Raw genomic sequence first — 12,769 nt, forward strand, 5'->3', positions numbered from 1 at the left:
GCGCAGGCCGGAATGACGGGCCGGAATCACTTCAGCCACTGGGTCGCCGCGAACCAGCCGGCAATGCCGGCCGCCATGGCCATGCACACACCGACCACGCCCCAAAAGGCCCAGGGTTCATGGGCATAGGGTATGCCGTCCACATTCATCCCCAGCAGCCCGGTCAGGAAGGTCAGCGGCAGGAACACCAGCGCCACGACCGAGATGATCAGCGCCTGCCGGTTCATCTGCTCCGCGCGCAGGTCGGTCAGTTCTTCATGGGCGAGCGCCGACCGTTCGCGCACCGCTTCCAGCTCCTCCGCCATGCGGGCGCAGCGGTCGGCCGCTTCCTGGAGGTGCAACCGGTCGTCGGGTTCCAGCCATGACGCATCGGCGGCGGACAGTCTTTCCAATGCCTGCCGCTGCGGCGCGATGAAGCGGCGATAGCCGATCGCCGTCGCGCGGATTTCCGACACGCGCCGCCGCGCCTCCGCCGGGCCATGTTCGGTCAGCGCGCTTTCGATCTCGTCCAGGCCGTCGCCCAGCTCGCCAACTTCCGGGTCGAGCGCTTCGGTGATCTGCTGCGCGAAGGCGGCGATCAGGTCGCCCGGATCGCGGATCAGACCGCGCAGCATCTGCTGCATGACGGGCTCCATCGCCGCGAGCGGCCGATAGCTGACGGAAATGACCCGCGCCTCTTCGGCCCAGAGGCGGATCGACACCAGCGGGTCGCCCCCATCGTCATCCGCCGCGCCAAGCCCGCGCAGGTTCACCAGCGCGCCATGGGCCATCAGCGTGCAGCGCGGCCGGGTCTCCTGCGCCAGCAGCGCGGACAGCGCCGCTTCGGGCATATGGTCGCAGCGGGACGCGACGTGGCGGGCATCCTCCTTCCAGCCATCGGCATGGACCCAACTGAACGGCGCGTCCTGCGTCCGCGCGCAAAAATCGTCGAGCGAGATTTCCTGCGCCCGAGCGCCGTCGAAGAGGAAGACCCGGCTTATGGCGTCATCTCCATCCAGAGCGACAGGCCTGCCCCCGGATCGTCGGGCGGCGCGTCTGCCAGGATGCGCACGGCATCGGCCCGCGCCCGGTCCAATATCGCGGCAGGCACGTCCGGCGCGTGATAGACGCGATCCGCCTCGCCCAGCAGGCGGGCGGCGCGCAGGCTGAGATCGTCGGGATCGCCCGACAGCAGCCGGATGTTTTCCAGCCTGTCGGCCCCGGTCCCGAGCCCGGCCCCTTCGGAAAGCCAGTGCGGCACGGCGTCCACGGCTTTGTCGGACAGCGGATCGATCGGCCCGCGCACGGCAAGGCCGGCGTCGATCGCCCGCCGCCTTGCCGCGGCATCGGGCCAGCGCTGGCGGATCGCGGCGCGCGCATCGTGAAGCGCCGTCGCCAGCAGCCCCAGACGGGCCGGCAGCAAAGCTTCGATGCGTTGCCTGAGCGCCTTGGCGAGACCCGCCGAAGCGCCGCCCGTGCCGATGGCGATCAGCACCGGCCCCCGGTCGACAATGGCGGGCAGGGTGAAGTCGCAAAGTTCCGGCCTGTCGGTCGCGTTCACCAATATGCCCCGGGCCCGGAGCCGCTGCACGGTCGCCGCATCGCCATCCGAGACGATGGCGAGCGTGGCCTCAGCCGCCTCCCCCACGATCCGCGCCCCCGCCCGTTCGAGCAGGCGCCGCTTGGCGTCCGCCGCCTCCCCTTCGCCGGTCAGGATGACGGCCCGCCCTTGCAACCGCAGGAAGACGGGCAGGCTGTGCATCAGTCCTGCACATCCTTCGACGCTACCCAGGCCGGAATGCTGTCCCCCTCGATCAGCGCCTCTACCGGCGGACGGGCGCGGACAACGGCCCATTTGTCGCCCGACACCAGCACTTCGGGCGTCAGCGCGCGGCTGTTATAGGTGCTCGCCATGGTCGCCCCATAGGCCCCGGCGGTCATGAAGGCGACCAGATCGCCCGCCCCCACCACATCCATGTCGCGGTGCATGGCGAAGGTGTCGCCCGTCTCGCACACCGGGCCCACCACATTGGCGGCGGCGCGCTCGCCCTTCGGTTGCACGGCGCGGATGTCGTGCCAGGCGTCGTAGAGGCTGGGCCGCAGCAGGTCGTTCATCGCCGCGTCGACGATCACGAAGGGGGCCTGCGCGCCCTGCTTCACCCGCACCACCTGCGACAGCAGCACGCCCGCATTGCCGACGATCAGGCGGCCCGGCTCGAACATCAGGCGGACGTTCCAGCCCTGCGTCACCTTCGTCACCATCGCGCCATAATCGGCGGGGCTGGGCGGCAGCGGCTGCGAGGGATCATAGGGCACGCCCAGCCCGCCGCCGAGATCGGCGGTGCGGATGTCATGGCCTTCGCCGCGCAGCCTTTCGATCAGCGCGCCGACCTTGGCGAAGGCGGCTTCCAGGGGCGCGAGATCGGTGAGCTGGCTGCCGATATGCACCGCCACGCCCTGCACGTCGAGGCCGGGGAGGTCGCGCGCCGCGGCATAGCTGGCCAGCGCCCGGTCATAGGGGATGCCGAACTTGTTTTCCGACTTGCCGGTCGAGATCTTGGCATGGGTTCCCGCGTCGACATCGGGGTTGATGCGATAGGCGACCGGCGCCCTCTTCCCCATCGACAGGGCCACTTCGGAGAGCATTTCCGCTTCGGGCTCACTCTCCAGATTGAACTGGTAGATGCCCTTTTCCAGCGCGATGCGCATTTCGTCGGCCGTCTTGCCGACGCCGGAAAAGACGATGCGGTCCGCCGGAATGCCCGCCGCCATGGCGCGCAGCAGTTCGCCCACCGACACGACGTCGGCGCCGAGGCCCAGCTTCGCCAGCGTCGCCAGCACGGCGGCATTGGGATTGGCCTTCACCGCGAAGGCGATCAGCGGATCATGGAGCTGCGACAGTCCTTCGCGGAACACGCCGACATGGCGGGTCAGCGTCGCGGTCGAATAGATATAGACGGGCGTGCCGACCTGCGCGGCGATCTCCGCCATCGGCACCTGCTCCACCAGCATCGCGCCGTCGACATAGGTAAAATGGTCCAAGTCAGTCTATCCTAGAATCTGAGCGCCAAAATCAGCGGGGGTCGCTTTCGGGCGGCAGGTCGAACGGGTCGTCGCCGCGCACCTTCGATTGGGTCAGCAGTTCGACATTCCGTTCCGGCCGCGCCTGGATCGTGGGCGTGGTGAGCTGCGCTGCGGTGGGCGCCGTCGCCGCCCCCACCGGCACGGCGGGCAGGCGCTGCCCCTGCACCGGCTTCAGCGGCTGGCGACCGCCGCAGGACGCCAAGGCCAGCGCAAGCGCCGCCAGCGCAACTCCCTTGGCGATCCGTGCCGTCATCACTTCTTCTGCCCTTTCGCGTCGTTCCGGGCCTCAGCGATCCGCGCACGCACCTGATCGGGCGCGGTGCCGCCATGGCTCCTGCGGCTGGCGACCGAGGCGTCGACCGTCAGCACCGCATAGATACGCTCATCGATCCGCGCATCAATGGCCTTGAGCGTTTCGATGGGCAGATCGGCAAGCTGAACGCCCGCCGCCTCCGCCGCCGCGACCGCGCGGCCCGTGATATGATGCGCCTCGCGGAAGGGAATGTCGCCCTCCCGCACCAGCCAGTCGGCGAGGTCGGTCGCGGTGGCGAAGCCGCTCTCCGCCAGGCCGCGCATCCGGTCGGTGCGGAACGTCACCGTCTCGATCATGCCGGTCATCGCCGCGATGGACAGGCCCAGCAGGTCATGCGCCTCGAACACCGGCGGCTTGTCGTCCTGCATGTCCTTCGAATAGGCGAGCGGCAGGCCCTTCATCGTGACGCAGAGCGCATTCATGCAGCCCATGATCCGCCCGGCATGGCCGCGCACCAGTTCGGCGGCGTCGGGATTGCGCTTCTGCGGCATGATCGAGCTGCCGGTCGAATAGGCGTCGGGCAATTTCACGAAGCCGAAGGGCTGGCTAGCCCAGATGATGAACTCTTCGGCCAGCCGCGAGAGGTGCAGGCTGCACTGCGTCGCCGCCATCAGATAATCGAGCGCGAAGTCGCGGTCCGACACGCTGTCGAGGCTGTTGTCGGTCGGCTTGGCGAAACCGAGCGCCGCCGCCGTGGCGTGGCGGTCGATGGGAAAGCCGGTCCCGGCCAGCGCCGCCGCGCCCAGCGGGCACTCGTTCAGCCGCTCCCGCGCGTCGGCGAAGCGGCTGCGGTCGCGGCGGACCATCTCATGATAGGCCATCAGGTGATGACCGAGCGTCACCGGCTGCGCGGACTGGAGATGGGTGAAGCCGGGCATCACCGCGTCGGCATGCTCCTCGGCGCGGGTGAGCAGCATGGCGGACAGGCCCTGCAGGCCCGCCTCCACCTCATCGATGGCGTCGCGCACCCAGAGGCGGAAATCGGTCGCCACCTGATCGTTGCGCGAGCGCGCCGTGTGCAGCCGTCCCGCCGCAGGACCGATCAGTTCGGCCAGCCGCGACTCCGTGACCATGTGGATGTCTTCCAGGTCCAGATCGACCGGCACGCCGTCGGCTTCATATTCGGCGGCGATGCGGTTCAGCCCCTCGGTGATCGCCTGCGCGTCCTCTCCGTCGACGATGCCCTGTTTGGCGAGCATCGCGACATGGGCCTTGGACCCGGCGATGTCCTGCTTCCACAGGCGCTTGTCGAACGGGATCGACGCATTTATCTCCCGCATGACCGAAGCCGGACCGGCCGCGAAGCGTCCGCCCCACATGCTGTTGGAGCTTTTCCCCGTGCGATCATCCTTACGCTGCGTAATGACACTGCTCCTGCTGGCCGGCCTTGGCGCGTGCGATAAGCAATCCCCGCCCGCCGGGCAAGGCCAGAACGCCACCAGCGGCGAGGCGACGGGACCGGCGCAAAGCGGGAAAGGCGCGTTCAGCTACACGCTCGACAGGTCGAAGGCCGGAACCCCTGCCCCCGATTTCACCTTCCAGAATCCGGACGGCAGCGATGCCAGCCTCAAGGATTTCGCGGGCAAGCCGGTGCTGGTCAACCTCTGGGCGACCTGGTGCGCGCCCTGCGTGGCGGAAATGCCGACGCTGGATGCAGTGGCGGCGGATTATGGCAGGAAGGGGCTCGCCGTCCTCACCATCTCCCAGGACAGCCAGGGGGAGACGGTGATCAAGCCCTTCTTCGAGAAACATCCCCTGCCCCATCTGAAGGGCTGGATCGACCCGGAAAACCAGTTCGGCTTCCACTACAACACCGGCATGCTGCCGACGACCGTCATCTATGATGCGCAGGGCAAGGAAATGGTGCGGGTGGTCGGCGCGATGGATTGGGCCAGCAGGGAAGGCCGCGCGCTGATCGAAGCGGCGATGGCGAGCTGATCCCCTGCTCCCCCTGTCCACTCGTCATGTCGATAGGTTCGGCATGACGAACAGGGGCAAGGTTTCCCTGAAACGAACTTCCGTCAAAAATCCGCCATATGCGCTGCTTGCAAAATGCGCCGCGCCACATGCACCCTAATCAATTGCGATTCTGCCTCATGGCATCGCAATCTGGTCTGATTTTCCTCCCAGAAATAAAGAAGAAATATTTAATTTTTCTATTATTTTGTGCGATGCGGTAGAGGTTTCATCCTAAAAGTTCGTTGATCCCCCTGTCATGGATAAATGCAAAACAGGGGGCATAGATGACAAGATTATCCGCTCTTCGCCTTTCATTGGTGCTGGCCTCGTCCTGGTCGGCCTGTGCGATGGCGCAGGAGGCGCAGACCGCGCAAGCCGATGATGGCGCCGCCATCATCGTTACCGGCACCCGCGCCGTCGGCATGCAGGCGGCCGAAAGCGCCGCGCCGATCCAGGTGCTGAGCCAGGAGGCGATCAGCCATGTCGGCCAGCCGAATCTCAACCAGGTCCTGACCCAGATCGTACCGAGCTTCACCGCCCAGACGCAGGGCACCGACCTTTCCAGCTTCTCGCTCTCCGCCCGTCTGCGCGGCCTCAGCCCCAACCACACGCTGGTGCTGGTCAACGGCAAGCGCCGCCACGGCAACGGCATCCTCCAGGTGATCTCCGGCGCGTTCCAGGGTTCGGCGGCGCCCAGCATCGACCTGATCCCGCCGGACGCCATCGCCCGCGTCGAAGTGTTCCAGGAAGGCGCGGCCGCCGTCTATGGCACGGACGCCATCGCGGGCGTCATCAACTTCATCCTGAAGGACAATAACGAAGGCGGCAGCTTCAAGGTCACGGGCGGCCAATATTATGACAGCGAAGGCGAATTGTTCTCCGCCTCCGGCAATATGGGCTTCAAGCTGGGCGAGGACGGCTTCTTCAACCTGAGCCTGTTCCACCGCCGCCAGGATTACACCACGGTGGGCACCGGGCAGGTCCAGATCACCAGGCCGGACGGCACGCTTCAGCCCAACACGCCCGCCCAATGGTCGAACCTGGCGGGCGACGCGCTGTCGGGCATCAACGGCGGCCAGCCCAAGACCTATCTGACCGAAGCCTTCTACAATATGGGCTATGATTTCGGCGGCATCGAACTCTACAGCTTCGGCGATTATGCCCGCCGCATCGGCTATGCCAAGCAGGGCTACCGCCATCCCAAGCGCATCTGCTACGAAACCGGCAATCTGGGCGGCAGCATCACGCCCGCGGCATATAATCCCAATATCTGCTATGGCGACACCGGCACCTGGGGCATGGTGCCGCTCCAGCATGTGATCGAGGATGAATATAGCTTCACGGTCGGCGCCAAGGGCGATTTCGGCGGCGACTGGAATTACGACATCAGCACGACCTACGGCTATCAGAAGGACGACATCTGGACCGAAGCGTCGGCCCATCGCGAAGTCTGGCAGGAAAGCTATGCCGCCTCCCTGCAGGGCATCGGCAGGCCCAATACGGTTGACAAGGCCTATGACGGCGGCTTCCGCCTGAGCCAGACCACCGTCACCGCCGACATCCGCAAGGAATTCGACGCCGGCATGGCGGGGCCGCTGACCCTGGCGTTCGGCGGCGAATATCGCCGCGACACCTATGAGATCGTCGCGGGCGATTATTATTCGACCTACAAGACCGGCGTTCAGTCCTTCCCCGGATACAAGGCGACCGACGCGGGCAAGTTCCGCCGCAGTTCGCGCGCGGGCTACATCAACCTGATCGCGGAGCCGGTTGAAAACTGGTCCGTCGACCTTGCCGGCCGTTACGAGGATTATACCGACTTCGGCGACACCACCATCGGCAAGATCACCACGCGCTACGACTTCAGCCCCGCCTTCGCGATTCGCGGCACGGTCAGCACCGGCTTCCGCGCGCCGACGCTGGCGGAACAGAAATATTCGACCATCAACGTCGGTCCGACCAGCGCCGTCGCGCAGCTTCCCGCCGGCACGCCTGCCGCCGCGCTGCTGGGCTTCAACTCGCTGAAGCCTGAAAAGTCGAAGAACTTCTCGGCCGGCGTCGTGCTGCGGCCGGTGCCGAAGCTGGCCATCACGGTCGACGGCTATATCATCAAGATCAAGGACCGCATCACCGGCACGGCGGCCCGCAACGCCGTCCTGAACGGCGTGCCGCAACCGGGCGGCGCCGACATCCTGAACGCGCTGAACGCCGCCGGCATCGTCCTGGACAGCGCCCTGTTCACCAACGGCACCATCGGCGTGTCGAGCTTCACCAACGGCATCGACACCCGCACCTGGGGCATCGACTTCTCGGCCGCCTATCCGGTGGCGCTCGACTTCGGCACGCTGAACCTGTCGCTGACGGCGAACTACAACAAGACGAAGATCACCGACAACAAGGTCGGCTACCCCATCTTCAACGCGGCGTCGGAAAGCAATATCGAACGCTCCAACCCCGACTACAAGATCGTGGCCGGCGCATTGTTCAAGAGCGGGAAGTTCGCGCTCAACCTGCGTGAGACCTTTTACGGCAAGACCAGCGTCCTGGTCCGCCCGGCCTTCACACCCGGCGGCGGCTTCATCCCCAATGGCGGCTTCCTGATCGCGGACGGCGCCATCGTCAACGGGATCAACGCCAACCAGCTCTACTTCAACGGCGTGGTCAAGGCGACCGCGCTCACCGATCTGGAGGCAAGCTACGACTTCACCGATGCCGTCACCTTCTCTGTGGGTGCGAACAACCTGTTCAACAAGCGGCCGGAAGTGCCCGCGCTAATGCAAGGCGTCACGCCGGGCGCTGGCGTCTCGCCCTATATCAACGGCGCCGGGGCCTATAACAGCTATTATGGCCACGGACCCTACAGCACGTCGGGCGGCTATTATTACGCCCGGCTCGACTTCAAATTCTGACGCGTCACGAAGGAAGGGCCGGTCCGCCAAAGGACCGGCCCTTTTTGCATCGGGGAAATAGGCATATGAAGAAATGGTTCGCCCTGGTCCTGGCTGTTGGCGCCACTCCGCTGGCCGCGCAGCAGCCTCCCTTCTCCCCTGCCGTGCGGGCAGGCGATACCCTGTATCTTTCCGGCCAGATCGGCCGGGTGCCGGATGGCATGGACCCCCATAAGGAGGGCTTCGATGCCGCGGTCCGCAATTCCATGGATTCCATCGGCAAGATCCTGAAGGACAATGGCCTCGACTTCGGCCATGTCGTCAAATGCACGGTGATGCTGGACGACATGGCGGATTGGCCACGATTCAACGGCACCTATGTCAGCTATTTCCAGGGCAAGCGGCTGCCCGCCCGAAGCGCGTTCGGCGCGGACGGGCTGGCGATGGGCGCGCCGCTGGAGATCGAATGCATCGCGAGCTTCAAATAGGCGAAGGCCGTCCGGCTTTTGGGCCGCGTGGACAAGTTCGGAATGTCGGGAAATGGCCAATCCAAGACATTCCCCTCCCGCAGGCGGGAGGGGTTAGGGGTGGGCGCGAGCGCAGCGAGCTTCCAGCTCAGCCTTTGAAAATCCCCGCTGATGTCGCGCCAGCCCACCCCCTAGCCCCCTCCCGCCTGCGGGAGGGGGAATGAAAGGAAACCACCCAAATCACTCAGTCCGGCGAGTCTCGAATTTATCCACGCCGCCTAGAGATGGCGCGCCGCTCAAGGCTCGCCCTTGGACTCCTGCATCCGCCGCTCCGCGAACCATTGCTCCAGCGCCTTGGCGGTGCAGCCGGTGAAGCCGTTGCTGCCAATGGCGGAGCAACTGCCCGGCAGGGTCTGCCGCTGGACCTGCTCCATGGTCGCGACCTGGCTGCCCCAGCCGGGGCCGCCCGCCGGTTCAGGCTTTTCGCGCAACTTCTTGGGAATGCGATAGCGTTCGGATTCGGGCTTGCGGGCGCAGACGATGATCTCGTCGCCCTCGCCCTTTGGGCAAGGATCGTCGCCATAGACGACCAGGTTGAAGATTTTCTGCGGCGGCTCGGCATGGGCCGCGCCGCCGAAAATCAGGGGAGCCAGCGCGACGGCGGCGAGGGAAAGGGCAGTGAGGAGACGCATCGATCCATAATCCTTGTTCGTCCCCTGTCCCGCCGGCCGGATTGCCCGGTTTCCGGCAGCCTTCTTCCAGACGCCGCGCCGCGGCAAATGCCGTCACTGCTGCGGCGGCGTTCCCGGTTGCGGTCCCTGCGCCGGAGCCGGCTGCTGTTGCTGGGCGGCACGGGCCTTTTCCTCCGCCACGGCCTGCGCCTCGATCGCCTTGCTTTCCGCGTCGATGGTGGAAAGGCGCCGGGTCCGCTCCGCCTCGACCAGATCCTTCCAGCTTGCATTGTCCGCGGCCTGCCGCTCCGCCTTGGCGAGGCGCGCCAGTTGCGCGAAGCAGCCGGTGGCCCCGCCGCCGCCCACCGGCGAGCAGCTTTCGGTGCCGCTGCGCCCGACATATTCCATTGACTTCACCCGTTCGCCCCATGCCTGGTGGCTGGGCTGGTTCGGATCGCCGCGCAACGGCTCGGGAATGCGGTAGCGCTCCTCCTCGCCCTTGCGGGCGCAGACGACGATGTCGCTGCCCTGGCTCTGCGGGCAGGGATCGTCGCCATAGACGATGACCAGATTGACGCGTTCCGACCCCGCCTGCGCGGCGGGCGCCTGTTCCTGCGGCACGCTGGGCCCCTGCTGCGCCAGCACGGGGGAAGCCGTGCCCAGCAAAAGCATAGCGGCAATCAGGCTGGTCTTCATCATGCTTCTCCTCAGATACGCTTGGAAAGGGCGATGGCGGCACGACAGCCCAATCTGATGGCGCCCGACAATAGGGGATAGGCCGGAGCCTGCTCCGCCCCATGGGCGATGGCGGCGTCGCGATGCTCGACCTCCTCCGCCTGGAAATCCGCGATGACGGTGGAGAGTTCCGGATCGTCCTGACCCAATTGCTCGAGCTGCTCGGCATAGTGCCGGTCGATTTCGGTCTCGATCGCGGCGGTGCACGCCATGGCGGCGCGCGGCCCGATCGCCGCCGTCACCGCGCCCAGCGCAAAGCCGGCGACATTCCAGATCGGCTGCAACGCGGTCGGCCGCACCCCCCGGCGCGCGATCATCGCGTCGAAATGCTTGCGGTGCCGTTCCTCCTGCGCGGCCATGCCGGCGATCAGACGGGAATCGGGATGCCGATCCCCCATGACGGCCAGTTGCCCGGCATAGATGCGGGTCGCGCCGAACTCGCCCGCCTGATCGACGCGCAGCATGGAGGCGCGCTCCGCCCCGGTCACGCGGCGGCCGGGGCGTGGGAAGTCCTTTGCGCTCATGCCTTGCTCCCTTTCCTGAGCAGCAGCACCAAGATGAGGAGCGCCGCCGCCGCCGACAAGAGGCCGTTATAGCCTGCCATGGAAATGCCGAACAGGCTCCACGGCGCGACGTCGCAGCGGGTGATCGGCGTCGCCATGATCTGGTTGAGGATGTCCGCCGGATTGCCGCCGGCCGGGCTGGTCGAGCAGGCGGTGAGCCCCTGCCACCAGCCATATTCGACGCCCGCATGGAACAGGCCGATGCCGCCGCTGACGCCAATGGCAAGGCCGGCGAGTCCGGTGAACAGCGCGCTCACGCAGGCCTTGCCGCGCAGCGCATAGGCGATCAGCGCCAGCGGAATGGCCGCCATATGCGCATAACGCTGCCACCAGCACATTTCGCACGGGTGCAGGCCACCGAGGAACTGGAAGGCATAGGCGCCGCCCAGCATGACCAGCGGGACGATCAGCGCCAGGGCGCGGGCGAGAGGCAAGGATTTCATGTCGCTCGCTTAAACCGTCACGTGGCTTTCGTCATGCTGAACTTGCGGGGTGAAGGGAGCCGGCCTGAGGGCCGCGCGATCCCCTCACCCAGCTGCGACCAGGCAGCGAGCTGCCAAGTCTGCGCAGCCCCCTACCTCAAGGGAGAGGGATAAAGCGGGTGTCCGCTTCCCGTCCAACGCAATCCGGCAAGTCCCGAACTGGTCCCCGCCCGCCAGGCGCGGCACGTCGATCCGCAACGATCAATGCGTCGCCGGCTTGCGGACGGGAGCGGCCTGAGCCACCGCCCCGCCCGGCTTTGCCGCCAGGCGCGCTATGGTCTTCAGCGCATAGTCGAGCTGGAAATCCTCGATCCCCTTCTTCTTCAGCTCCTCCGCCGTGGCGGCGAAGCGGGGATCGTCCTTGCTGTCCTCTTCCAGCGCCGCATTGTCGGTCTTGATCTCGTTGATCAGGTGCCGGCGCAGGTCGCTTTCCCGGAATTTCGGACGATTTTTGTAATCGGGGTCGCTAAGCTGCGGCACCCTGACATCGGGTTCGATCCCGCCTTCCTGCACGGAGCGGCCCGACGGCGTGTAATAGCGCGCCGTCGTCAGCTTGAGCGCCGTGGTGTTGCTGAGCGGCAGCATGGTCTGGACGCTGCCCTTGCCGAAGCTGCGTTCCCCCATCACCAGCGCGCGATGCTGGTCCTGCAGCGCGCCCGCGACGATTTCCGATGCGGAGGCGGAGCCCGCGTCCACCAGCACGATCACCGGCAGACCCCTCGCATCGTCGCCGGGCTTGGCATAATAGCGCTCGACATCGCCCTTGTTGCGGCCGCGCTGCGACACGATCTCGCCGCGTTCCAGGAAGGTGTCGCTGACCGACACGGCTTCGTCCAGCAGCCCGCCCGGGTTGGACCGCAGGTCGAGGATGTAGCCGGTGGGCTTGCGGCCCAGCGACTTGTCGATGCTGCGGATCGCCTGGCGCACGTCGGCGCCGGTATTGGCCGAGAAGCTGACGATGTTGATGACGCCGATGCCGTTCTTCACCTCCCACTTCACCGGCTTCAACTGGATGATCTCACGCGTCAGGGTGAGGTCGATCGGCTTGTCGCGGCCGGGGCGGACGATGGTCAGCTTGATCTGCGTGCCCGGCGCGCCGCGCATCTTGTCGACCGCCTCGTCCAGCGTGCCGCCATAGATGAGCTGCCCGTCGAGATGGGTGATATAGTCGCCCGCCTTGATCCCCGCGCGCCAGGCCGGGGTATCCTGCGTCGGCGCGATCACCTTCACCGCGCCGTCCTCCTGCGTGACGGAAAGGCCAAGGCCGCCATAGCTGCCCTCCGTCTGCGTGCGGAGATTCTGGAAATCGCGGGCGTCGAGGAAGCTCGAATGCGGGTCCAGGCTGGCGAGCATGCCGTCGATGGCGCCCTTGATCAGCTTTTCGTCGTCGACCTTCTCGACATAGTCGCTGCGGACCTTCTGGAACACGTCCATGAACTCGTCGAGCGCCTTGTAGCTGCTTGCCTCCCCATCGGCGAGCGCCGCGGTGGTGGCAGGGATGAGCGCGAGCGCGCCAAGGGCGACGGCGCCCCGGAAGAAATTGGATTTCATGCGTGTCCTGAGTCCTGGCATCGAAGGGGCAATATAGGGCATTTCCGTGCAGACGCAAAAACCTTGGCTGGCGCCCC

At 66.3% G+C, this 12,769-nt stretch carries 13 protein-coding genes; 3 read left to right on the plus strand and 10 right to left on the minus strand.

Annotated elements, in window-relative coordinates:
* Positions 1-26 precede the first annotated feature (26 nt).
* From LDB29_RS12900 to argH, 5 genes are read right to left on the minus strand one after another with little or no spacing between them, the layout of a single operon-like run.
* Positions 27-980 (minus strand): zinc transporter ZntB, encoded by a 954-nt coding sequence (locus tag LDB29_RS12900; RefSeq protein WP_025547063.1) that lies wholly within the window; start codon positions 978-980, stop codon positions 27-29.
* Positions 977-1,741 (minus strand): bifunctional precorrin-2 dehydrogenase/sirohydrochlorin ferrochelatase, encoded by a 765-nt coding sequence (locus tag LDB29_RS12905; protein WP_099186136.1) that lies wholly within the window; start codon positions 1,739-1,741, stop codon positions 977-979. Before LDB29_RS12905 ends, LDB29_RS12900 begins: the two co-directional genes overlap by 4 nt.
* Positions 1,741-3,021: a diaminopimelate decarboxylase gene (gene lysA, locus LDB29_RS12910; protein WP_025547052.1), complete on the minus strand. Its 1,281-nt coding sequence runs from the start codon at positions 3,019-3,021 to the stop codon at positions 1,741-1,743. The genes LDB29_RS12905 and lysA overlap by 1 nt, the downstream gene beginning before the upstream one ends.
* 31 nt (positions 3,022-3,052) lie before the next feature.
* Positions 3,053-3,316: a hypothetical protein gene (locus tag LDB29_RS12915; protein ID WP_025547053.1), complete on the minus strand. Its 264-nt coding sequence runs from the start codon at positions 3,314-3,316 to the stop codon at positions 3,053-3,055.
* A complete protein-coding gene (gene argH, locus LDB29_RS12920; RefSeq protein WP_025547055.1) occupies positions 3,316-4,695 on the minus strand; it encodes an argininosuccinate lyase in 1,380 nt (459 codons plus the stop codon). Before argH ends, LDB29_RS12915 begins: the two co-directional genes overlap by 1 nt.
* A 43-nt stretch (positions 4,696-4,738) precedes the next feature.
* On the opposite strand from argH, the gene LDB29_RS12925 reads away from it, so the two are divergent.
* The 3 genes from LDB29_RS12925 to LDB29_RS12935 all read left to right on the plus strand — a co-directional run bounded on the left by LDB29_RS12925 (position 4,739) and on the right by LDB29_RS12935 (position 8,711).
* The gene (locus tag LDB29_RS12925; protein WP_025547057.1) at positions 4,739-5,314 is read left to right on the plus strand and encodes a TlpA disulfide reductase family protein; all 576 of its coding nucleotides are present in this window, start codon (positions 4,739-4,741) and stop codon (positions 5,312-5,314) included.
* A gap of 305 nt (positions 5,315-5,619) precedes the next feature.
* Positions 5,620-8,244 (plus strand): TonB-dependent siderophore receptor, encoded by a 2,625-nt coding sequence (locus LDB29_RS12930; protein WP_025547059.1) that lies wholly within the window; start codon positions 5,620-5,622, stop codon positions 8,242-8,244.
* Between the two features lie 65 nt (positions 8,245-8,309).
* The gene (locus tag LDB29_RS12935; RefSeq protein ID WP_025547061.1) at positions 8,310-8,711 is read left to right on the plus strand and encodes a RidA family protein; all 402 of its coding nucleotides are present in this window, start codon (positions 8,310-8,312) and stop codon (positions 8,709-8,711) included.
* Between the two features lie 275 nt (positions 8,712-8,986).
* On the opposite strand, the gene LDB29_RS12940 is transcribed toward LDB29_RS12935, so the two are convergent.
* The 5 genes from LDB29_RS12940 to LDB29_RS12960 all read right to left on the minus strand — a co-directional run bounded on the left by LDB29_RS12940 (position 8,987) and on the right by LDB29_RS12960 (position 12,692).
* The gene (locus LDB29_RS12940) at positions 8,987-9,382 is read right to left on the minus strand and encodes a hypothetical protein (protein WP_025548608.1); all 396 of its coding nucleotides are present in this window, start codon (positions 9,380-9,382) and stop codon (positions 8,987-8,989) included.
* Between the two features lie 93 nt (positions 9,383-9,475).
* On the minus strand, positions 9,476-10,060 hold the full coding sequence (locus LDB29_RS12945; protein WP_025548609.1) for a hypothetical protein: 585 nt from the start codon (positions 10,058-10,060) through the stop codon (positions 9,476-9,478).
* Positions 10,061-10,068: 8 nt separating this feature from the next.
* Positions 10,069-10,620 carry a demethoxyubiquinone hydroxylase family protein gene (locus tag LDB29_RS12950; protein WP_025548611.1) on the minus strand — a complete coding sequence of 184 codons (552 nt, stop codon included), beginning with the start codon at positions 10,618-10,620 and terminating at the stop codon, positions 10,069-10,071.
* A complete protein-coding gene (locus LDB29_RS12955; protein WP_025548613.1) occupies positions 10,617-11,102 on the minus strand; it encodes a disulfide bond formation protein B in 486 nt (161 codons plus the stop codon). The genes LDB29_RS12950 and LDB29_RS12955 overlap by 4 nt, the downstream gene beginning before the upstream one ends.
* Before the next feature lie 240 nt (positions 11,103-11,342).
* The gene (locus LDB29_RS12960; RefSeq protein ID WP_025548614.1) at positions 11,343-12,692 is read right to left on the minus strand and encodes a S41 family peptidase; all 1,350 of its coding nucleotides are present in this window, start codon (positions 12,690-12,692) and stop codon (positions 11,343-11,345) included.
* Between the last annotated feature and the right edge of the window lie 77 nt (positions 12,693-12,769).

It is taken from the genome of Sphingobium sp. CFD-2, assembly GCF_024611135.1.
GTDB lineage: Bacteria > Pseudomonadota > Alphaproteobacteria > Sphingomonadales > Sphingomonadaceae > Sphingobium > Sphingobium fuliginis.